The organism is Vibrio sp. S9_S30 (genome assembly GCF_014694455.1).
GTDB lineage: Bacteria > Pseudomonadota > Gammaproteobacteria > Enterobacterales > Vibrionaceae > Vibrio.
On record NZ_JAAUWT010000003.1, the window covers coordinates 102,975 to 125,513 of the forward strand.

The 22,539-nt window shown below is 44.0% G+C and carries 17 protein-coding genes; all 17 read right to left on the reverse strand.

Annotation, left to right across the window (positions count from 1 at the left end; genetic code table 11):
• Window positions 1-3: 3 nt before the first annotated feature.
• A complete protein-coding gene (locus HC752_RS04555; protein WP_190333943.1) occupies window positions 4-3,672 on the reverse strand; it encodes an AAA family ATPase in 3,669 nt (1,222 codons plus the stop codon).
• Complete coding sequence (gene sbcD, locus HC752_RS04560; RefSeq protein WP_190333944.1) at window positions 3,669-4,949, reverse strand: exonuclease subunit SbcD; 1,281 nt, start codon at window positions 4,947-4,949, stop codon at window positions 3,669-3,671. Before sbcD ends, HC752_RS04555 begins: the two co-directional genes overlap by 4 nt.
• Before the next feature lie 265 nt (window positions 4,950-5,214).
• On the reverse strand, window positions 5,215-5,640 hold the full coding sequence (locus HC752_RS04565; protein ID WP_190333945.1) for a VanZ family protein: 426 nt from the start codon (window positions 5,638-5,640) through the stop codon (window positions 5,215-5,217).
• A gap of 289 nt (window positions 5,641-5,929) precedes the next feature.
• Complete coding sequence (locus HC752_RS04570; RefSeq protein WP_190333946.1) at window positions 5,930-7,216, reverse strand: HlyD family type I secretion periplasmic adaptor subunit; 1,287 nt, start codon at window positions 7,214-7,216, stop codon at window positions 5,930-5,932.
• Between the two features lie 31 nt (window positions 7,217-7,247).
• Window positions 7,248-8,948, reverse strand: a complete 1,701-nt coding sequence (locus tag HC752_RS04575; RefSeq protein WP_190333947.1) for a type I secretion system permease/ATPase — start codon at window positions 8,946-8,948, stop codon at window positions 7,248-7,250.
• Between the two features lie 211 nt (window positions 8,949-9,159).
• A complete protein-coding gene (locus tag HC752_RS04580; RefSeq protein ID WP_190333948.1) occupies window positions 9,160-10,068 on the reverse strand; it encodes a hypothetical protein in 909 nt (302 codons plus the stop codon).
• Window positions 10,069-10,452: 384 nt separating this feature from the next.
• Complete coding sequence (locus tag HC752_RS04585) at window positions 10,453-11,577, reverse strand: O-antigen ligase family protein (RefSeq protein WP_238930409.1); 1,125 nt, start codon at window positions 11,575-11,577, stop codon at window positions 10,453-10,455.
• Window positions 11,578-11,709: 132 nt separating this feature from the next.
• Window positions 11,710-12,468, reverse strand: coding sequence for a heparin lyase I family protein (locus tag HC752_RS04590; RefSeq protein ID WP_190333950.1), 759 nt, complete (start codon window positions 12,466-12,468; stop codon window positions 11,710-11,712).
• 1 nt (window position 12,469) lies between these two features.
• Window positions 12,470-13,192 (reverse strand): WecB/TagA/CpsF family glycosyltransferase, encoded by a 723-nt coding sequence (locus tag HC752_RS04595; RefSeq protein WP_190333951.1) that lies wholly within the window; start codon window positions 13,190-13,192, stop codon window positions 12,470-12,472.
• The gene (locus tag HC752_RS04600) at window positions 13,189-14,304 is read right to left on the reverse strand and encodes a glycosyltransferase (RefSeq protein ID WP_190333952.1); all 1,116 of its coding nucleotides are present in this window, start codon (window positions 14,302-14,304) and stop codon (window positions 13,189-13,191) included. Before HC752_RS04600 ends, HC752_RS04595 begins: the two co-directional genes overlap by 4 nt.
• Before the next feature lie 2 nt (window positions 14,305-14,306).
• Entirely contained in the window at window positions 14,307-15,200 is an 894-nt protein-coding gene (locus tag HC752_RS04605; RefSeq protein WP_190333953.1) for a glycosyltransferase, read from the reverse strand.
• Window positions 15,201-15,223: 23 nt separating this feature from the next.
• Window positions 15,224-16,351: a glycosyltransferase gene (locus tag HC752_RS04610; protein ID WP_190333954.1), complete on the reverse strand. Its 1,128-nt coding sequence runs from the start codon at window positions 16,349-16,351 to the stop codon at window positions 15,224-15,226.
• Window positions 16,352-16,364: 13 nt separating this feature from the next.
• Window positions 16,365-17,777: an oligosaccharide flippase family protein gene (locus tag HC752_RS04615; protein ID WP_190333955.1), complete on the reverse strand. Its 1,413-nt coding sequence runs from the start codon at window positions 17,775-17,777 to the stop codon at window positions 16,365-16,367.
• Window positions 17,770-18,750, reverse strand: coding sequence for a polysaccharide pyruvyl transferase family protein (locus HC752_RS04620; RefSeq protein ID WP_190333956.1), 981 nt, complete (start codon window positions 18,748-18,750; stop codon window positions 17,770-17,772). Before HC752_RS04620 ends, HC752_RS04615 begins: the two co-directional genes overlap by 8 nt.
• Before the next feature lie 5 nt (window positions 18,751-18,755).
• The gene (locus HC752_RS04625; protein ID WP_190333957.1) at window positions 18,756-19,751 is read right to left on the reverse strand and encodes a glycosyltransferase family 2 protein; all 996 of its coding nucleotides are present in this window, start codon (window positions 19,749-19,751) and stop codon (window positions 18,756-18,758) included.
• A gap of 9 nt (window positions 19,752-19,760) precedes the next feature.
• The gene (locus tag HC752_RS04630; RefSeq protein ID WP_190333958.1) at window positions 19,761-21,971 is read right to left on the reverse strand and encodes a GumC family protein; all 2,211 of its coding nucleotides are present in this window, start codon (window positions 21,969-21,971) and stop codon (window positions 19,761-19,763) included.
• 27 nt (window positions 21,972-21,998) lie between these two features.
• Window positions 21,999-22,532, reverse strand: a complete 534-nt coding sequence (locus HC752_RS04635; protein ID WP_190333959.1) for a polysaccharide biosynthesis/export family protein — start codon at window positions 22,530-22,532, stop codon at window positions 21,999-22,001.
• Window positions 22,533-22,539 lie beyond the last annotated feature (7 nt).

Here is a 22,539-nt window from a genome sequence, read left to right on the forward strand (position 1 = left end):
TTTTTAAACTCGATATTCGGGTGCAAGCTCACTGATGCCGAGCCCACTTTTTTTGGACACTTTCAGTTGAACCGGAATGCGCTCTTTCATCGCCTCAATATGGCTAATAACACCAATCATTTTCCCAGACGCATTGAGGCTGTCCAATGCATCCAACGCAATATCCAGAGTTTGCGCGTCTAATGTGCCAAACCCTTCGTCCAAAAAGAGCGAATCGATACTCGTCTTGTGGCTCACCAGATCAGACAGCGCCAGCGCCAATGCCAAGCTCACCAAAAAGCTTTCCCCACCAGACAATGTTTTGGTATCTCGCTCGCTGTCACCCTGCCACAAATCCAACACACTGAGCTCTAAGCCTTCCCCTTGCTTGCGCTGCAATTGATATCGACCATATAAACGAGAGAGCTGCTTATTCGCCAAGTAAATCAAATTATCAAGCGTTAAACCTTGCGCAAATTTTCTGAATTTATCGCCTTTTTGGGAACCAATCATGGAATGCAGATACTGGATATCATCATAGACGACGCGATAGCGTTCAATTTCTTCCAAGAGCTCTGCCTGATCTTGCCGCCTTTTCTGATCCGACGCTAACTCTTGGTTGATCTCCCCTTCTCGCTTGGTTCGACGATCCAATGCTTGCTGCACTTCCTCAAGTTGGAGAGTGAGTGCTTCTAAGCTGTCTTTATCCCAATCAAGGGCGTTAACGTGGTCGTTCATCTCACTCAGTTTCTTTCTACAACGTTCAAGCAGCGTTTGAGACTGTGTGATGGCATGATTAAGGCTCTGTTGGAGTGCCTTTATTCTGCCTTTTTCTTCTTCCGACAAAAGAGCGGCTTGGTAGGCTGCTGTATTCTCAAACGGGCTGGCATCCAAAGCCGTTTGCCAAGAACTCTCCGCTTCTTTTAGCGCTTTTTTCGTTGTCTCTAAGTTTGCAGTCACTGTCGATTGTTTGCCTAATGCATTCGCCAGTTTCTCTTGAGAGGATTTCAACTGCGCATCCAGTTTGTGGTGTAAAGCGTCTAGAGCGGCAATTTTTTCACGGATTTGAGCGCGTTCATGTAAAGCCACTTTATCTTGGAAGGCTCCAAAACGCTTCGATTTCACCTCATTTAGAGCACGTTCAGTGTCTTTCACACGTTGCTGCTGCACGTCCAGAGCATTTAATAATTCTGTTTTCTGCTTCGCCAATGAATCTGAATGGCTGTGAGTTACGGCCACGCTCTGCTTGAGCTCTTCCCGCTTTTGACTAGACCGCTGATACTCTGCAATTTGGCTTTCTAACCCATCAAACCATTGTTGCGTGTTTTGAGAGGGAAAACGAAGCCCTAAGGACTCAACCTGCTGTTTAAACTCACTTTCTGCTATTTGTGTTTCTTTTGTTACGCTTTGCGACCTAGCCAACAGCTCTTGCTTCGTGGCTTCAGACAAATGCAAGTCCTTGCCCAGTAGCTGCAATTGCCCCTCCGTTTGTTGCAGTTTTTCTGACAGTTCACTTTTGCTTTTTTGGGCTTGCTCTAACTCTTTGGATGCGGATTTATTCTGGGAGAGGTGTGTTTTGGTAAACGTGATGGTTTGTTCTAAGCTTTGCACCAAATTCCATGCGCTGTTTGCGTTTTCTATGGCAATGGGCGTTGCTAGGTTGGGTGTTTTTTCATTCCACTGTGAGGCGATGTTCTCTAACTCAGCCTGAAGAGCATCGGCCTTCCCTTGGTTGTCTTTTTGGTGGCGTTCTAACGCCCCCACTTGAACCGTCAGGGCTTCGCCGGATTGTTTTATCTCTTCAAGCCGTTTCTCTGCCTCTTGCTTTCTTGATACGGTTTCAGGTAATGCTTCCGTGACATGTTCCAATATTGGGTGCTCTACCCCCCCACACAGCGGGCACGGTACATCGGGAGATAGCTGGGCTCGGTAAGCCGCTAAATGCTCTTCCTGAGACACCAATTGGTGAAGAGATTGCACCAATTGATGTTGAGACTGGTATTGCGCTCGCATATTGTTACGCTGGGCAAGCAGTGCCGCGAGTTCAGATTTCTGCTTATCGCACTCCTGAGTGAGGTTTCGTTTCTCTTGGTTTAACTCGCTCCAACGTGCCTGCCCATGTTGAAGCTGTAACGCCAAAATAAGCGCCTGATTAAGCCGCTCAAGCTCCGCTTCCAGTTCTTCTATTGTGCCATTTTGACACAGTGCCTCAAATGCGGCAGCGACTTTCGTTTCAGCGTCATTGAGCTGTGTGTAAGTTAAAGTCAGCTGCGATTTTTCTGACTCCAACTGGTGCCTCTTACGAATATGCTCGTTATATTCTGATTCGACGTGCTGTAACTTTTCCGCGAGGTGTTGGCTTTCTTGCCACTGATTCTGTATTAAGGATGACTGGACTTTCCACTTTTCTATGTTTGGGGCAACGTACGAAAGCGATTTGTTTTGCTCTAGAAACTGCTCGGTACTTTGCAATGCACTCTGCTGAGTAGCCTGTAATAACTCAAGGCGCGCTATTTCATTTAGCACCTCATTAAGCTTTGCTTCACATTGCACGGCAGACTGTGATTCTGTTTGTATCTTGTTCGCTAGCTGCTCAATTTGATTATCCAACGGTAAAACCGTCTGCGTCAGTAGGTCTTCAAGATCTTGCTGCTCTTGCTTTGCGCAAAGCAGTGTTTTCTGGGACTCATCAAGCTTTTGATGAAAAGATTGGAATGCCTCTTCTAATTCCGTTGTTTCCTGAATTAAGTTGCCCACTTCATGATGCTGTTGCTTTTGTAACTGGTTCAGCTCAGTGCACTTGGCATAGAGGGGTTGAAGACGTTCTGCCGGTTCAGAAAGCAAGAGTTTATCAAGATCGGATTGAGAGTCTAATTGAGATTGCTGCGCGGCTTCGAGTGCCTTTTCGGCGCTTTGATGTTCTTTTTGTAAACTTGCTTTCTCATTCTTCCATCGGATGCTCATGTCTAATTGCTGTTTAGACAATTTGGCGTCGGCTTGCTGGGCAATCAGGCTATCAAGCTCGGCTTTTAATTCACGGCAATACTCATCACTGAGCAATTGCACACCTTGCGCTTTAGACTCCAGCGCAACCATTTTCTGTTTGGATTCCGACCAATGCTGATGAACACGTTCCGATATCAATCCATATATCTCGGTCCCAGTCAGCTCTTCAAGCAGCTCGGCTCTTTCAGACTCTTTGGCGTTAAGAAACGCCGCAAACTGCCCCTGAGAAAGCATCATGGATTTGGTGAACCGATCGAAGTCTAGCCCAGTGACGTGTTCGATGACTTCCAGTTTCTTTTTGGCTTGTGACGCAATGATTTTCTTGTTGTCCACTTCGGCAAGTTCAACAACGGCTGCTTGCAAGTTCCCATCTGACTTACCATGAGAACGTCGCATGCTCCAAAATGCGCGATACGCTTTCCCCTTAACCTCAAACTCGACTTCTGAACTGCATTCCGCCTCGCCCCTTGTCATGACTTCATTGTTTGACGGGGTAAGCAACCCAAGGCGAGGAGTCTTGTGGTAAATCGCTAAGCATATGGCATCGAGCAGCGTGGTTTTTCCTGCCCCCGTTGACCCAGTAATGGCAAAAAGCCCATTGTCATTAAACGGCGCTTGGGTGAAGTCTATCTTCCACTCCCCTTTAAGCGAGTTGAGATTTTTGAATCTTAACGAGAGGATCTTCATTTCATTGATTCCTCAACTTCCGCCACGATCTCCAGAAATGCATTTTGTAACCGCGCTTTTCGTGCAAGCTCTTCATCGGATTCAAACACTTCTTGTTCCAACCTTTTTTCAAACACATCGGCAGGTTTGAGCTCATCCAACGTCTCATTTCTTTCTTGTGTCAGTGCTTGCCTTCGTGAAGATTGGCTGCGTTTGAGTTGCAGTACCTCAACAGGCAACTCTTCAACCAAGAGTTGAATACGCTGCTGAAGGTCCGAGAGGTAGTCGTCTATCTCTACCTCAATACTGAGCCACGTTGAGCCATCCCCAAGCTGTTGTTCATTCTGTGATTCTTTTAACGTCTGCTCACCTGATCGATAGTCATTAAGCTGGGTTTCAATGTCCGCTAATGAACCAGAAATGATCGCCATGGGTTGAAAACGAGGAATAAAAATAGGTGTAATGATGGGCGTGAGGCTCTGTGCGAAATCAAGCAACAATACCTGCTTTTCTGATTTCAATTCATCAAAGCTCAAAGGAATAGGTGAACCACAATAGCGAATGTGATCCTTTTTAGCGACGATTTGCGGACGATGAATATGCCCTAACGCAATGTAGTCTGCGGGTGGGAACCCGTCAGCGGCAAACCCTTCTAGGCTACCAATGTAAATATCCCGAACCGACTCCGATTGCTTCACCCCCAGTGCCGTTAGGTGCCCAGTCGCAATGATGGGAATCGACCGACCTGAATGGGTTTTATGCAATTCGTTTTGCCGAGCTAATGCATGGTGATACACGCTCGCATAATGCGTTTTAATCGCCTCTGCCAGTGCCACTTTTTTGTCTGTCGAGGACGCACCGGATTGACTCACCACCAAATCCCTTGGGCGCAAAAAAGGAATGGCGCACAACAATGCCCCAATCTCGCCTTGATCGTTTTTGAGCTCTATCACCTGTTGCTCATTTTCCTCAAGGCTACTCGCGATTACATGAGTATTGAGGTATGCGAGAATCTGCTTAGATTCATTCAGTACCGAAACTGAATCGTGGTTACCACCCAACACCACCAAAGCACACTGCGTTTTTTGCAGTGCGACAACGAATTGGTTATACATTTCTCGGGCGTAGCTTGGTGGCGAACCCGTATCAAAAATGTCACCCGCAATAATCAGCGCATTCACTTGATGTTCGGTGATCTGCTGCAAAAGCCAATCTAAAAAGGCTTGGTGCTCGCTTTTTCTGCTTTTGGTATAGAAGTTTTGACCTAAGTGCCAATCTGAGGTGTGAATGATCCGCATGTCACTGTTTTTTCGTTTTTATCATGCCGCCAGTTTATACCCAAGTCCCCTCTGGATGCTAGGAAATGGTATTGGGATCAAGGCAAGGGTTTGTGAGTATAGAGGCTACTGGAATATTGGGGTTGCCAGAGTATTGGGGTTGCCAGAATATTAGGATTACCGAGTATAGAGGTTACTTGCGTCTATAGACGTTGTTTGCGCATATCGACGGTGTTCACGTAGAAAGCTGAGTTATCCCGAGAGCTGATTTATCCCAGGAGCTGAGTTATCCCGAATGCTGATGACTTAAAGCCTTTGAAATGAAGAATGAAAATTGGAGTAGCAAAACGCCACTAAGACAACCAAAGATATTGGATGCGAGATCAACCCAAGAAAATTGTCGGCTGGGGATCCAGATCTGAGAGAATTCGTCAATCAGCATTAATACCAACAAGAAACTGAGAAACGGTTTTCCCGCTATTTTGCTCGCCAACGATGCGGTTAGACCGAGAATAGCAGCCAAAGAAAAATGAACGACCAGATCGTAGTACTGAATGGCGTATCGCAATTCTCCTGTCAGTAAACCAATGCTCTGCATAACAGAAAGACTGCCTACCAATAAAATGCAGCTAAAAAACAGACCAATCACTAGGCTCTGTTGGCCTAAGTTGGAGCGATGGGTCTGGGTATTGAGTTCTTTCATCGTCGTCATAATCTCTGGGTATTCACCCTTTCAATTATTTCTTACCTACTACCTTGTTGGCAAGTTTTGAAGCGCGAACTCTGAAACAAACATTGTTTCAACCATCATTCGTCGCTTCAATACTGCCTTCGACGCAGCCACCTCGGGTCGGTGATCGTCGAGTTAGTAGGGTAATACACAGTCAGATCGCGCTTACCTCAACAATGCTTCGGTTATTGGTATTTCACCGTCTTTGCCTCATTCTATGGCCTTTATCCACTCGACACTGGATTACGTGAAAGTGGTATTGGCATCAGGATCAGCCTTCTCGGAAGGCTCTTAGCAAGCTGACTTTCAGTGGCTCTAACAGGTAATCTAATGGCCGTTTTTCTTCGAGCAGTACGTAAACCTCTGCTGGCATCCCAGGATACAACTCTATGTCTAGGTTGTTGGCGAGTTCTTGGCTGTTGAGTTTCACTTTCACTTTGAAACCACTTAACTCCTCACCATCAGAATCCGTCCTGTCTGCATCAATATAAACAACCTCACCCTGAACTGGCGGCGTGGTTCGGAAGTTAAACGCCGAGAGGCGAATCAGCGCTTGTTGACCGACTCTAACCACATCGATATCGTTAGGGTTAATGATCGCTTCTACAACCAAGCTGTCGTTGTCTGGCACAATCTCCATAAGGCTTTCACCTGCCCCAACCACTTCACCCGCTGCATTCACTTTCAGCCCCAAGACCACACCGCTCGCTGGGCTTGTTACCACGGTTCGAGCCTGAACATCACTCGCCAAGTTTAATTCTGCCTCCAAGGTGATAAGGGCATTGCGAACTTCAGCGATTTGGGTTTCAACCTCAGAGCGGTTTCTTTGTTGGATGGCACTTTTTTGCTGTTCGAGTTCCAATACCGACAATATCTGTCCATCCAATTCAGACTGAACGGAGATAATATCGGATACCAATAAGACTTCCGAACGCTTAAGCTCCAATACTTTTAAGCGCGAAGTGAAGCCTTCAGCTAAAAGCTGAGCGTGCATCTCTATTTCGTCGTTGAGAAATTCCAAAGCTTGTTTTCTCTGATCCAACATCTGCGACGAGAAGGAACGTCGATTGCGGGTCTGTTTCAATCGTGAGTCCACGATATCCAGCTCCTTCCTCCGCATATCCATACGGCTAAAAAACAGTGACCGCTGATTGGCGATGAGCGTTTCAATTTCCAAAACAAGATGGGGAAATTGAGTTTTATCGATGGCAGGATCAAAATGGGGCAAGTCATCTCGCTCTGCCAGCAGTCGTTGATACTCTATCTGACGGCTAATCCAGATAAGCTGAGTTTGTTTGAGTCGGCTCTGAAACGTGATGTCCGAGATTTTTATTAACGGAGCCCCTTTTTCTACTTTCTGACCTTCATGTACATACACATGAGCAATAATACCCCCTTCTAAGTGTTCGATACTTTTCCGCTTACTCTCTACGATGACAATACCTGTAGCAATGGCGGCAGAATCCAACTTCGCAAACCAAGTCCAAGCAACAAATAAACCTAAGCTCAAGAACAGAAATATCGTCGCGTGCTTTACAAGACGGTTGTTATCCGTCATTAATTTTGTTGAGTCATTCATCATTAAGCCTTTAGTATTTTATCGCTTGGTAGTTTGAGTGACTGGCAATATTGATGCTTTTCTTCTCTTGTTTCGCTTTGTTTTCATACGCTTCTGAAATGACGCCATCTTTAAGCTCAACGACGTAATCAGCCAACGTCATCATCAATGGAGAACTGCTTACGAAGATAATGCCAACACCACTACTTTTTAGAACCTCAAGGTGCTTCATCAATTGCAGGACGGCGGCGTTATCAAGAAATGCCGTCGGCTCATCCAGAATAAGAAGCTTAGGTTGGTAATAAAAACAACGTGCTAATGCCAAACGCTGCATTTCACTGCGAGACAATTCCACCCCTTCTGACCCCAACATGGTTCCGTAACTTTGCGGAAGCTTGGCAACGAAACTATGACATTGCGCTGCTTTACTCGCTTTCACTACATTCTCAGAAACCTGCATATCTAAATGGTCTCCAAATCTGCTGATATTGTCGGAAACTGTTGCGTCAAACACGTCGATAACTTGAGGCAAATAACCGATGGATTCAGCGAGACGTGTGGTATCCAGCTTATCGATATTAATCCCATTCACTCGCACCTGCCCTTTGGTAGGCACGTAATAATTCGCCAAGAGCTTGAGCAAGGTTGACTTACCTGCCCCAGATGCTCCTTTGATCGCCAAACAGTGTCCCGGCTTTAAGTTGAAGCCAATATTGTGAACCAACAGTCGATCGCCTCCCCCTCGGTAAGTCACCTGGTCAACCGACAATTCAATCGTATCGAGTGCGATATCCATTTTACTGTCGTCCTGATGACTAGAGAAAACGGCACCGATTCTTTCGAACGCTTGTTTTGATTCCAGCCAATTGAAATATTGGTTTGCACCTTGATCAATCGGCGCAAGTATTCTTCCTAACAGAATGGAAGCAGCCAAGAGCGAGCCAGCCATGATTTGTTCATTGATGACCAGCCAAGCCCCTACCGCAAAAACACCCACTTGAACCGTCATCCGAATCATCTTGATGATGGTTTGTCCATAATTGGTAAAACACTTTGAACGCAACTCTTGTTCAAGAGTGCGGCTGTGTTTTTGCTTCCAGCGCTCCAGCACTTTTCCAGAAGCTTGGTATGACTTCAATAACTTGCCTTTACAGAACAACTTTTGAACCGAGGACGATTGCTGGATCGCCATATTCTTCGCTTCATTCATGCTTTTGTGCGTCAGTAACAGCAGCAAACCACTTGCTGTCGCTAATACCAGCGTTACAGCAAGTGCATAAGCACCTAACATGGGGTGGAGAAGGAAAAGCACAATAATGAAAATGAGCGACCAAGGAAGATCCGATAAACTTCGATGAAAAGGGGAAGATAAGTATTGCTTAGCCAATTGGTGATCTTTTACCGCTTTGTGCGCTGCCGCCGCATTCTTAGAGGACAAATTTAGGCTCTTTTGAATCAGCAACTCACCAAACGATTGATCATATATGGATGATACGTTGTTGAGAACTTGTTGACGTGTATAGTCCATCGCAACTTGTACAACAAGGAGAAACACTGCAATCAAAGCAAGAAAAAGGAGGGTATCCGTACTACGAGAAGAGAGAACACGATCAAACACTTGCAAACTGTATATTGGGAGTACCAACACCAAAAGATTTGCAAATACGGAAAAGACTTGAAAATAGAAATAATTTTTCTTGCGATAAGAAGTAAATATAGACCAACGTTTCATAACAATTCTGCCAGTAAGTCAATTTAATATTTATTATATTCCTTGTCTTCTAAGGCTCTTAAAAGAAAAAGAACCTAAAACGACACGAATATAAAGTGCCTTAACCTTCACAGACATACTCGGAGAGCATACGGGGAGTGAGTCTCCCCTGTGCATGAACCAAGTACCAAGAGGGATCACACTAAGCATGTGATCCCTCAGTAAGGTCGGCTTATACTGGAGCAAAGTCCGTATCAGTTGTTAGAATCTGATACGTGTCATCAGCGGTGTAAACCGTTACAGAGAAAAATGCGTCAGCATTCAGGCCCTGAGCCTGTAAGTACGTTTCTTCTGCGGCGGTCAATGCACTACTGTCATACCCAGTAACGCTTTCGTCCAACGTGAGGTCAATGTTTGACAATACCAAGCCAAACCCAACTTGTGATTCTGCATCGTTTGCAGCAAGCAAGGTGCTGTCAATGGTGAGTGCCGCTGGCGCGATTTTTCCGGTGCCTTTTACCACTTCAAAGTTTTCAAACGTCACCGTATCGGTTCCGCTGAGTTTCAAGACATCAAAACCCGAACCACCATTTACATCGCGACCCGTTATACCTTCAGCGGGACCGAGTAAGCCAGAGACATCAACGACATCGTTGCCTGTCCCCGCATCGATATCAAAACGTGTGAATTGCGAGTTTTTAGCATGCGTCATTGTGATCGTATCGTTTCCAGCGCCTGAATTAATCTCAAAAAGATTACTCCACAGTGTATTGTTTGAAAATACGGACACCGCGATATTGTCGTTACCTCTACCTGTGTCTATTTCACCACGCTTTGCATTTGAAACAACAATCGATGCACCTTGGTTATTTTGGTTATCGATATCGACGTCTACAAAGTTATTTACATAAACAACTTTATCATTGCCATCGACTTTCGCTTCTTTATAGCCTGCTTTATTCCAGCTATCGGATGAAATAAATGTCGCACTCAAAGAGCTCGTTATAGTCTGAAGCTCCACACCATCTGCGGATACTGCACCCATTCCAACTAGAGATTGAGTTGCATTTCCTGCATTAAGGTTTGATGCTGAGCCTGTGCCATCTGTGTTAGTTGTCCCTACATATGTTGTTATAGTCATGTCCATGTCTCCAATTTATATATAACACAAGTGAATTAGCACCCGAATATAAGGCCTATTATCGTTGGTGCCACGTTATTGAATTCATGGAAAATTATATTGCTCCTAACATCAATTTGACACCACTCTAACAAACAATAATGACAAAATAGGACTGCAGCATTAGAACTTACTAACCTAATAAGTTCTGATTAATCAAATAGGGTGAGAACAACTAAATTACGGCATTAAAAAAGGAAAAAATAATTCTAGGAAATCATTAAGAAACCAAACCAGTATTAGATAATAGACCATACCTATTTTTTAAAAAACACATCAAAAAATGATCTACTCTTTACAGAACAATGACTTATATATTCCAGCTCTTAACTTAAATATTAGATTCTATACATCTAAACTTTCGTTTGGCACTTCACGAGAATGGCAGAATAAAATCATACTTAGCAGTAATACCCACGCAAATGTGTTACTTAAAAGGACACCACTTGACGCTGAAGCAACGGTCATTCCGCCCGTTATTACACTAACGGCAATGGCCAGTTGTTGCTCATACCTATAAGTTAAGGTTTTTGCCATCAATGCTAAAAATATACTTTTCCCTACCCATAGGAACATTAAAATACTGCCTGGAATACCGATCCCTAAAATCAAATCCATATAAGAACTGTGTGTTGTTTTTGCAGACCAACCAAATGCGGATGAGTACTGATACATTATTTCCGGGCGAGTAAAAACACCCACTCCATATCCAAATAAAGGTCTATCGAAAATCAAATCAAAGAGAACATTCCAAAGTCCAGTGCGCCCCGTGAGCGTTGGATCTTTACCTAGAAAATAAAAAATGTCGTATAGGAACACATTAAGTAATGAAACCGATAATATAAGACCAACAAAATAGAACAGTAAAAGCACAATTTTTTGTCTAATAAGAGGCTTAGATATAACAACGAGAACAACAAAAAAGGTTGATATAACAATCACCATGGTTAGTAGTGCAGTAACAGACTTAGACATTGCAACCATGAATAAACAAATGAGAAATAATCCCAATTGCTTAACATCACGGCGTTTAGATTCAAACCACCATTTTTGGAAAAAAATAACACTGACGACAGCAAAAAATGACCCGGCGCCATTTTTGTGTACAAACAACCCTCTCCACGCTCCAGAGTGAACCCCACTCATGATTCCATATTGTGGAAAAACAATCACATAAATCAGGTTCAGGAGCACAACTACAATAAGGAATTTCACTAAATTGTCGAATAGCGCTTCAGGTCCATAATATTGGTAATAGAGCAGGATAGGAATGGAGACTACGGCAACCGAAGTAAGGTAACGAAAGGCCAAAAACATATTTGGAGAAAACACTATTGAGAGAAGAACACACAGTGTAATGAGGTTAGCCAGCAAACTGGTTTTGAATTTTCTCAGCACCGATAGTCCAGAAAAAAACAGAAAAACCAGCAAAATCGCAAACAAGACCATCTGCATGATTTTTTGAGGCATAAACGTAATCTGGCTAAGTTGATACTGGGCAGATGGGTAACCAAACCCCATATTTGATGATCGAATCAGGACCAAATAGAAAAGCGAGGTTAAGCAAAATAGATTAAATGTTTCTCTACGTATCAGCATAAGCTATTTAAGCTCCAATTCCTTAATTTTTATGCTTATTTCGGGATATATATCCCAGCGGGTTGGCTTGTATATGCCTAGCTTAAAAAACGGCATCTTTGCATCGTTAAACGTGTTAGGACCACACGTCTCGCTTAATTTTTTGCCATCTAGGTAGGTTTTCAGACACGCAGAGGTCTCTGTAGAGAGTGTCCCCTCAATCTTAAACTGGTGCCATTTATTGGCAGAATAACTCACATCCTCAAAAAGGGTTCGCGCTCTTATCGAGTTGTTGGGCGATGCACAAGTACCATCCACTGTGCTAGATATTCGTTGAAGATCCCAACGGTTAAACATTCTCAACTTCCCAGCACTTGTTTCTAACGCCATAATTGGGCAACGCCAGTTTTCCCCCTTATCGGGAAAAGAATGGATCTGAAAATAACTGTGCCAACTGTTCGAATAGGCGTAATCGTCTTCAACTTTGAATTGAAAGCTAAGTGAAAATGGTTGCTCTCGTTTTAAGGCTTTTTGTACGGCTATCTCACACCGTTTTCTGCCTTTTTTAGGCTTAAGCGTAAATTCAAACTCCCTATTTGATAAGGATTTTTTCCAAAGATCAGGACTGCATTCGTATACGAGCGCCACCTTTTCATTCGTTGAGATAAACTCTTCCGGATTCATTGCCTTTTTAGGGCTCTTAGCAAAAGCCGTCTGAGAAGACAAAACAAACCCTAGCAAAAAAAATACTATGCCAACAAAATGATTCAGAATACGCTTCATACTACCTGCTCACCTTCACGACCATCGCCCGTGTTAAAAACACCACATTTCCAATCACATAACGACGAAACAACCGCTTTGGTTCTTGAATTAATCGGTATAACCATTCCAAGCTTAATTTTTGTACCCATTCAGGTGCTCTTGTGACTTTACCAGCAATAAAATCCAAGATTGCTCCACCATTAATCGTGGACACATCGGGATAGGCTTCACAGATGAGTTTAGATACCCCTTCCTGTTTTGGCATCCCCATCGCCATAACCACCACGTCTACCGAGTGATCCCGTAGGTGATCAACATAAGCATCCGGCTCTCTAAACCCGTCCAGCATGGTCACAACATCCACACCTTGTGACTGCAGTTTTTGCTTGGCGACCGTCAGCTCGGCGTCGGTTGAACCAAAAAGCGCAACTCTCTTCCCCTGAAACGCTTCTCTAAGCAAGACGGGGATCAAACACGTGCCATTCAAATTACAGCCAGCCGACTTACCCAGTAATTTGAACAATATTTTGACGCCTATGCCATCACGAAACACTACATCGCTAACGAGTATGGCATCGACAAAGCGCTCATTCTGACAAGCAAGGTTAAAGGCGTGAGCGTTGAGAAAGGAAATGTTGAGTCGCTTTCCGAGACTCAGCTCCTTTTGGCAATACGAAACGGCATCCGACTGAGATTCAAATACGGTGATTTTAGAGACGAATTGGCGAAATTCGTTGATCATAATTTCGTTTCCTTAATAAAATTCAGAGCCATTTCCGCTCTGATTCTCCACGTATTTTTTTTCGCAAATACTTGCCTCGACTCTTTGAGCATCAATGAGTCTGAATCCATCGCTTTACCGATCAATTCAACAAATGCCTCATCAGAATCCACAACATTCACAAGTTTTTTGCCTAGATGATCAAAGTCGCATGCGGTTGAAACGGAAGGAATACCCGCTGCACAGTACTCATAGAGTTTGAGAGGATTGCGATATTGGTTAAATGGTGAAGAACGATAAGGACAAATGCCCACCCTAAAGGAAGACAAGACAGCAGGAAGTCGCTCATAAGGTACAACCCCAGGAAGATCCAAATTATCCACGCGTTTTGCAAGCTCTGAAATAGCAGGGTTGTTCACTGTTCCAATCAGCCTAACCGTCATATTGGGATAAGCCATGCAGACTTTTTCAATGAGGCTTTCATCGGTTGATTTATCAATCGAACCGACAAAACCGATCACATTCTCAGGCTCCTTCGCAGCGCCAAAAGACGAAATCATCGCTTCACTCACCGCATTCGGGAGATAGTGAACTTTCGTGTCCTCAGACATCCCAGATAACTTTTCTACAAGGCGATGGCTTGTCGCAAAACACACCGCACTGTTCTCAACGCACTGCTTTAGCGTGTATTGATAATCTTTGTGTTTTGAAAACAGGTATTGTGCGTCACCGTCATAATTATCGTAGTGTGTGTAAGCATAGGGAATATTCAGATCATTCAAATAAAGGTACTGATCCGGTTTATAAAACCATAAACAAGACACTTTGCTTCCACACTTTTTGCCCGCTTTCGCAACTTGCCACTTGATGGGTAAGGAAACGGTTAAATAGCGCAGAATTTTGCTGTTTAGCGTCCAGCTAATCGGAAGCAGCGTGACAAGAGGAAGGACTCTGGTATTCCCTACCAGCTCTTCCTTTAAATACCCCCTGTCGGATTTCAAGATCCATTTTGGCCGCTTGAAATACAGTAATGGTACATTTTCAAGAGCTAACGCATCACTGATCGCATTGATAAAGGGTCGACGATGAAACTTATGATATTGGTCTGAAATCGAAAAGATCGCAATACTCATGACTATCGCCCTTTGGCTATTCCATCGCTTACAAAAATACCTTTATAGAAACCGACCATCCATGCAATTCCGCATACATACATAATTGGACAAAGAACAAAAAGCATCAACGGGCTGAAAGCATATCTCAGGTTACGTAAATTAATTCGAGTGATCTTTACCAACATCATGAATGGCAAAAGTAACGCCAAAAACCACTTAGCCAACCCTTCCCATTTCGAATGGTAACGAAGGAAAAACAGGTTATTACCCGTAATATAGATTTTTTTGAACACTTTCTTGAACGGAGAATCTTGAATCTGATAGCCGATGACATCTGGGAAGAAATGCAGTCTATGCCCCATGCGCGCCAACCTTTCCGTTAATTCGGTGTCTTGCATACGTGGGATATCACTAAACCCACCGACGTCATCAAACAACGCTTTCTCGATAATCATTAACGCCGAGCTTAAATTCGCGCGGCGGGTTGGCGTGCGAGAAGATTGAGATTCATGGTTGAAATAGTAATGCTCAATGTAGGAGGTGAGCGTTACGTGACCTTTCTTATCGAGATCCAACGCCCCACCAAATATCTTTGCTCCCTCAGTCGCATGCTTTGCAATGTTTTGAAGCGCTTGCTCATCCAAGACAACATCAGCATCGGCAAACACGAGGTAATCACCCTTTGCAGATTGAGAACCAATATTTCGCCCACCACCGGGGTTAAAACGTTGTTCTTCTTTAAGAAGACGCACAAACGGGTATTGGGCACAAATTTGATCGACTTCATTTCCTGGAGAACAATCGACTACCAATACTTCTGCGTCAACCTTATCCATCTGTTTTGCTAACGCCGATAGATTGCGACCCAAGTTATCTTGAGATTGGTAGGATGGAATAATTACGGAGAGTTTCACTGACGTATCCCTAATAAAATGCATTAATTCTGCTGCAGCACATTCTGATAAATGCGTTCAAGTGCTGTGCACTGTTTATCTAAATTATGAGTCTGGCGAACAAACTCGATGGCATTGTTGCTGTATCTGTCCCAACGAGCGTGGTCATAAGACAGGTTAACAATCGCGTCTGCCAACTCGTCAATATTCTCTTCATTGACAACGGTTCCCGTTTCACCATCAATGATGGCTTCAGGCATCCCTCCGGTGTTGAACACCACCGCTGGCGTCCCTACGGCTTGCGCTTCAACAATCGTTAAAGCAAGTGCCTCTTCCTGCCCGTTCGGCAGCCTGATGCTAGGCTGAACATATACCCTTGCTCTTTGCATCCAGTGTTTTACTTGCTCGGGTGTTTGCCGACCCGTGAATTCAATGTGAATGCCTTTAGACTTAGCCAGTTCTTCAAGGCTGGCTTTCTCTTCTCCATCACCGATCAGCACCAGTGTGTAGTCCGGCGCAAGTTTTTGCACTTTAGACATCGCTTCAATCAAGAATCGGTGCCCCTTGTATGCCGTCATACGGCCAACACAGAGAACAATATTTTCGCGGTGTACCGATTCATCAGGCGTGAAGAACTTCGTATCAATACCAATGTAATGGCGAATGATCTTACTTTCTGGAAACCCAAGCTTAACCATTCTGCCTTTTACCCAGTTCGACACCGCAATAAACTGAGTCGCGTTATCGGCAAGCTTCAATCTGTTTTCCATATACCGGATATGCAAACGACCATGTTTTTCAATTGAAGGGGACTCAATGACATCGAAGCCATGAAAAGTCACCACCAGTGGTGCACCTAACTTTTCTGCAAGAGACAACGCCGTCATGCCATTAGGGCCAAAATGAGCATGAATCAACGCAGGTTCAAGCTTTCTCATTCTGCTCAGTAAGTTAGGAAGCACGAAACCCAATTTAAACAATTTGTCCGTTGGCGCGCCCAAAACACCCGATTTAACAATATGAGTCCGCTCGCTAGGAAGCGATAGCCCTTGAGCCACTTTATCACTGCCAACATATTGAGCCTTGAAGTGCTTTAACGCTTCCCCTTGCGACCGAATAAATGTTTCAGAGTAAGCGAGGAGATGGTTTGAAAAAATAATCACGTTCTTCATAAATCTACCCGCTTTACCGATTCAGAAATTGACGGAGTTCTTGTTGCCAAGAAGGATAAATCAGTTTCATGCTGATGACGTAACTGACAGCTCCAATCAAACAGGTTGCGAAAAACACAACAGCAAGAGTAGAGTCAATAAATCGCTCAAACACTAAGATGGACGCCGTCATGCCAATAGACGCAAGCCACGCAGGCAATACAGGCTTGATTTGATGAAACCAACTCAATCCAAATATTTTTTTATAGCCTTCCATGTTGAATGGCATTGTGACGACCACACGCATTAACATGGCAACTGCCGCCGCCAGTGCACCGTATGTTGGACCAAAGGCAGCAGTAATACTTAACGCAACGACAGTACCAGCCACATCGGACATCAGTGCAGTACTCGGCTTAGCAATTGCCGTAAATGAAACAGGCACATAAATTCGGGCCAAACTTAACACGGCCACTATTGCAAAAATCTGGGTTGGCAGTATGGCGTCTATCCACTTCTCACCAAACAACCACGGCACAAGAGTGGGCGTAACAAGTGCCAAGCCAATAAAGAGCGGTGTCACTATCATTGCTGTGAACTTAGTAGAAGACTGAAATAGCTGACAGAGTTCTTCTTTTTTACTCTGACGTCGAGAAAAAACAGGCAGTGCGTAGCTAAGTAAGCCACTGGCAATGGCACTTCGAGGCATTTCAACCATGCGCCAAGCGAAGCCAAATAACCCAACTGTTGTCGCCCCAGCCGTCATCCCTAACACAATTGGAATACCTCGAATGGAAGCATCCCAACTTAGGCGGCGTACGCACAGCATCCAGCCAATAGAGCCCAATTCGAAAAACACTTTCTGATGAAATGCGCCCCCTATAGAGTGTTTAGACACAATCAAAAGATAAGCAAACCCCACCATTTCGATAATGATTGATTGCGCTACAACTGCAATACTACCGAAACCATAGAATGCCATCGACACACCGGACACCGCACCAATCAATCTCGAAATCATGGTACGTTTGGCCAAAGTATCAAACCGACCTTCTCGTCTAAGCTTGGCGACATAAAGAGAAGACACACTCACCAAAATGATATGCAGAAGAGAAAATGCTATAAGGTTAAACAGAGCAGGGTCGAGCTGCATCAGCCCACAAATGGTTAATACTGTCGCACAAAGGAATAGGCTGATGCTTATTCCTCCCCAAAAAGCTGTATCAAAGTGAGTCGAGTCTGGCTTATTATGGCGAACTAATGCATCTTCAAAAAGATTTCCGAATATAAGAGCGATCCCTTGACCAATAGACAAAGCTAAGACCGCAACACCAAACTCAGTCGGCGTTAACAATCTTGCGTATATGACGAAGGTCGCAATCGAGACCACTGTCATGCCGAACTTCTCTACGGCGATCCACAGCAGCTTTACAATTCGGCTATTCATTTGCCGCTTTCTTAATGTTTTGCGGTTCTTCACCTTCGAGTTTTAAACCGAGCCAGCAACTCGCATAACGTTTTAGTTTTCCGTAGCTGTTGTCTCTCATAACAACATCGTTTCCAACTAAAAGAGAAAGAATCATTCCATGAAGGCGATCTGTATCAACAACGCTATAAGATGTAAATTTCTCTACACCCCGTTGAATCAAGTTGTTGCTATACCACTTCCAGAACGCATCAAGACCCAAGTTCAAATGAAGTTTGTTTTCATACCTAGCCAGCCTTCTGGCTATATTGTAGCAACGTTCATCAAAAGCTTTGAAAAGGTCATCCCAATCAAATCTGTCGCCACCTTCGCCAGAATCTGTAGCTTCTATATCGCGCCTTCTTAGACTTAGTGTTCCTTCCGACATGCGGGCAATTCCTTTCCAACGATCAGACATTGCGAACGCCATATCAGGTAACAGTTTGAGATGATCACCATCAAACGCTTCACTCATTACCTCGAATGAGTGCTCATCTCGGACAAACATATAAAGATTGTTATGAGACTTAAACAGCGGAACCTTTTGAGTTAACTGAGAAGGATCCTGATAATGAACAGACTGCGGCATGATCAGAATGGTGTTTTCCGGAAACGACTCAATGACACGCTCGCGTAACGACTGATGATGCGGGTATAAATCACCAAAATTACCACCGCCATGAAGCACAAGAACCGTCTCTTTTGGAATCTTCTTACTGAACAAGCGTTCTTGGTTTCGTTCAGATATACGTGCAGTGATGTTTACGCCCAATACTCTAAAAAGCGCTTCCGTTCCCTCAGCAATCAAAAGATCACCAACATTAAGGTGCACCGGGTAATCGATAAAGATTGCGTCTTTGTTCTCTAGGTGTGGTCGAAAGTTTTCAACCAAAGTTTTTTTCAACGAATCTAGAATCTGTTCGTTGAATTCAATGATAGGGGCTGATTGTTCCACGAATTTTATCCTTTAGGCTTTACTGGCACAGGCTTTGCGCTACTCAGGCGCATTTTGACGCGTTGCATAACACTCATTCCTTGTGTGGGAGAACAAGAGTCCATATACGCTTTCGCTTGCGCGTCAGAGTTCACACTTGGCTGATGTTTCCACGCTGCTATCGCTTTGGGCACCATCGAAAACCCTTGGAAAAGCCCCTTAAATGTCGACCAAATCAGACCAGAGCGAACACCTCGCCAAACTAAAATACCCGTGTGGAAAATCGCCGTTGGCAAAAAGGTTTTAAACTTAAAGTGAAGATAGGTTTTGTTGCGAACATCAAAAGTCCAGCGTCCACCAGTCCACGCAACGCGATGCTCGGCAGAGACTTTATGACCAATGACGACTTCCGGTGTGTACTTAATTTTGTAATGGGAATTCATCAAGCGTTTAGAGAGATCCACTTCTTCATGTAAGAAAAAGAGGTCAGCATCATAGCCATTAATCCCGTCAAAGGCGTCACGCCTAAGCATATGACCAGCGCCAACAAAACGATCGGTATAAAAAGATTGTTCCGATGCTTCTTCAGCACTTTGGTGATAAGACCAACTTGTCAGGTCGTCTTCTTGGCTACCAAAGCGAAGAATGCGAAACGCTAATGCTCCGAGCTCTGGCTCACCTTTCATAATGTCACATGCCTTCGCTAACTGATGCTCATCCACAAATTCAGCGTCATTGTCCAGCGCGACGATGAAATCTCCAGTTCCTTGATCTGAAGCTTGATTTCGCCCTCCGGGAACACCTAAATTGGTGCGATTACACACCAATTGTATGCGTGTATCCTTTAAGCAATGTTCACGTAGCCTTGCCAATCCATCAGGTTGTGAGCCTTGATCGACAACAATAATCTTCAGCTCTATGCCTTGCTGAGATAGCGCGCTGTCTATGGCATCAAGCGTGTCGTCAATTCGATCCCAAGAAAGGATCGTAATATCAACGGTTGGTTTATCTAGCATATCCATTATTTTGACCTAGCTTTGCTTGTAAGTACCGTAGTACTGGTAAGCGTCCTGAGTTTTACTCTGATCCTGATTTAAAATGACACCTTCAATGACACTCTTATATTTGAGCATTCTAGAGATGGCGAAATTCAACTGATTTACTTTTGTGCTGTTGGCTTTCACAATCATCACGCAGGAAGTCGTCACATTGGCAACCAACATTGGGTCGGTTACCACATTCACTGGCGGCGTATCGATGATGATTCGGTCGTATTTTTCGCTTAGCAACTCAATCATATCTTTGTATTGATCCGAGCCTAGCAACTCCTGAGGATTAGGGATGAGCAAACCTGATGTCATCACATCCAACCCTGATTCCTCATGGTGATAGATGCAATCGTCTAGTTCAGCGTCCATAAGTAAGTAGTTCGTCATCCCCGGCTGTGCGTTGCTAAGATTAAAACGTTCGCCAACGGACGGTTTACGAAGATCGCAGTCGATCAGCAGCACTTTTTCCATTGCGGCAAATGACTCAGCCAAGCTAACAGAGATTGTTGTCTTTCCTTCACCAGGAACAGAAGAAGTGACCGCAACACACTTACGCTTATTCTGCATAAGGGTTAACTTGAGGGAAGTCCGTATACTTCGTATTGATTCCCCGAATTCTTTATGTTCCTTGTCTAAGAACAGCTCTGCACCAATCTTCTCTGTGCGGTATTTTTTCGCCTTGATTTTGGGAACGCTACCTAAGCCCGATAGCCCGACTTTGTTTTCAACATCAACACGTCTTTCGAAGGTGTTTCTCATCGCCTCAAGAATAAAGGTCATCGCTAACCCAAACACAAAAGCACCGATCGCAGCGATCGCGACAATCAAGACCTTTTTAGGCTTAGCGGGCACCAAAGGTACGCTTGCTTTGTCGGTAAAACGTGCAATGGCATTTTGGTAATCACTGGTTGCGGAAGTTTCTTTCTGGCGTGTCAAAAACAAGTCGTACAATTGTCGGTTGGTTTCCACTTCCCGTTTGCGAGTTTCAAATTCGGCTCTTTTTAGCGCAACGGACTGGAATTCCTTTTTCTTCGATTCTAACTCTCTCTTTAACCCTCGCTCTTGTTCAAGCGCGGCCGACAGTTCTTTCTCAATCCCAACAACGAGTTGTTTCAGGATCTTAGTTGAGCGACTTTGCAGTGAGTCCAATTCCGCTTTGGCACGAATCATCTTGTCATGCTTAGGACCATAACGTTTAGATAGCTCAAAAACTCGCTTTTCGGCCTCCACCTCGTTAGAGCGAATATCGCGAATTTGAGGGTGGTTGGAGACTTGTTTTATGGAATACAAACTAGAGATGTCGGTAATACTGTTCGTTTGGAGAACGGAATACAGAGACTCAGCAGCCAATCGGCGATCGCGCGCTTCAGAAAGCTGGTTTGTCAGATTGGTGAGCTCTGTTGTCGCTAAATTATCAATACCCGCAGCGTCCACAAGACCTTCACGCTCCATAAAGCGAGCAATTTTACGTTCTGAAAGTTCCAACTGCTGCTCTAATTCTCCAAGTCGAGAATTGATCCAAATCGACGCTTGTTGATTGGCTTCCAATTGCGATTCGATGTGATTCTGTATGTAAGCTTCACCAACAGCATTTGCGATATTGGCGGCCAATAATGGATCCTCAGAAAAGTAGGTAATATTGACTAGCTGGGTATCTTTTACTGGGCTAACCGCAAGATTGCGCTTGAATTCACGAAGCAAATCCTGACGATGTTTGTCTCTAATCTGCTCTTCAAGAAGGGGGCGAGGTTTTTGAATATAGTGGGACAACAACGGCAGTTCATAAAATACGTTTTTTACACTTTGGATGAACGATTTGCCCTCTGTTGCCTCTGCCTCTTCAATTTCAGTAACGTCCGCATCAATGACACCAAGACCTAACTCGCTGATGACCTTTTCTGCAATCCGATTGGATCGAATGATTTCATATTGGGTCTGATAATACTCTTGCTTACTGGTGTCAACTCCAACGACTTGCTCTATTGAAATCACTTTATTTTGCTGGTTTTCAATAAGCAGAGTGGACGTTGCTTTGTATTCTGGCGTTATGGTAAGAACATAAAGAGTCACCAAAACCACAACAAAAAAGGTAAACGCAATTACGTATACTAGATGTTGTTTTATTAACTGAATGTATTTACTTAGGTCAATGAACTCGTCATTGCGCTTTAAGTCATCACTTTTAACTATCATAAATTTTGAATTCTGATTTTTGTTGAATTAGAAAAAACTTTGCTCAATGACAATGATGTCACCTGGGTTAACGGCTTTGCTCAACGACACGCCTTTTTGCGTTTCTTCTCCGCCATTAGGGGTAATGTTGATTTTTTTGCGAGCCGCTCTGTCTGTAAAGCCGCCAGCAAGCGCTATCGCTTTATCCACTGTCAGCCCGGGTTGGTACTCATAGCCTCCGGGTTTTTTCACCTCACCGTTCACATAAATTTCTCGGAATGAAATGAAATTAACCATCACCTTAGGCGTAATCAGGTAATCCCCTTTCAAGCCTTTTTCAATCGCAAGCTTAAGCTGTTGCGCTGTTTTTCCTTTTGCGGTTATTTCACCCAAATACGGGTAATCAAAGGTACCGCTAGAATTAATTAATAATTCGTTGAAAGAGAGATCAGGCTCTCCGTAAACACTTATCTGAATACGATCACCTGGTCCAATTTGGTATGTCGCTGCAAAAGATTCTGAAGAAACCCTAAACGGAAGCAGCAGCAATAATGCAACCAAAGATAAAAATGTTTTATTCATAACTCCA

Excerpts from the sequence above, each read along its gene's own strand:
- HC752_RS04595 (WP_190333951.1), bottom strand. The coding sequence starts at position 13,192 with ATGATCAACGAATTTCGCCAATTCGTCTCTAAAATCACCGTATTTGAA.
- HC752_RS04615 (WP_190333955.1), bottom strand. The coding sequence starts at position 17,777 with ATGAATAGCCGAATTGTAAAGCTGCTGTGGATCGCCGTAGAGAAGTTC.
- HC752_RS04625 (WP_190333957.1), bottom strand. The coding sequence starts at position 19,751 with ATGGATATGCTAGATAAACCAACCGTTGATATTACGATCCTTTCTTGG.
- HC752_RS04590 (WP_190333950.1), bottom strand. The coding sequence starts at position 12,468 with ATGAAGCGTATTCTGAATCATTTTGTTGGCATAGTATTTTTTTTGCTA.
- HC752_RS04555 (WP_190333943.1), bottom strand. The coding sequence starts at position 3,672 with ATGAAGATCCTCTCGTTAAGATTCAAAAATCTCAACTCGCTTAAAGGG.
- HC752_RS04585 (WP_238930409.1), bottom strand. The coding sequence starts at position 11,577 with ATGCCTCAAAAAATCATGCAGATGGTCTTGTTTGCGATTTTGCTGGTT.
- HC752_RS04580 (WP_190333948.1), bottom strand. The coding sequence starts at position 10,068 with ATGACTATAACAACATATGTAGGGACAACTAACACAGATGGCACAGGC.
- HC752_RS04635 (WP_190333959.1), bottom strand. The coding sequence starts at position 22,532 with ATGAATAAAACATTTTTATCTTTGGTTGCATTATTGCTGCTGCTTCCG.
- sbcD (WP_190333944.1), bottom strand. The coding sequence starts at position 4,949 with ATGCGGATCATTCACACCTCAGATTGGCACTTAGGTCAAAACTTCTAT.
- HC752_RS04630 (WP_190333958.1), bottom strand. The coding sequence starts at position 21,971 with ATGATAGTTAAAAGTGATGACTTAAAGCGCAATGACGAGTTCATTGAC.
- HC752_RS04600 (WP_190333952.1), bottom strand. The coding sequence starts at position 14,304 with ATGAGTATTGCGATCTTTTCGATTTCAGACCAATATCATAAGTTTCAT.
- HC752_RS04570 (WP_190333946.1), bottom strand. The coding sequence starts at position 7,216 with ATGACGGATAACAACCGTCTTGTAAAGCACGCGACGATATTTCTGTTC.
- HC752_RS04575 (WP_190333947.1), bottom strand. The coding sequence starts at position 8,948 with ATGAAACGTTGGTCTATATTTACTTCTTATCGCAAGAAAAATTATTTC.
- HC752_RS04610 (WP_190333954.1), bottom strand. The coding sequence starts at position 16,351 with ATGAAGAACGTGATTATTTTTTCAAACCATCTCCTCGCTTACTCTGAA.
- HC752_RS04565 (WP_190333945.1), bottom strand. The coding sequence starts at position 5,640 with ATGACGACGATGAAAGAACTCAATACCCAGACCCATCGCTCCAACTTA.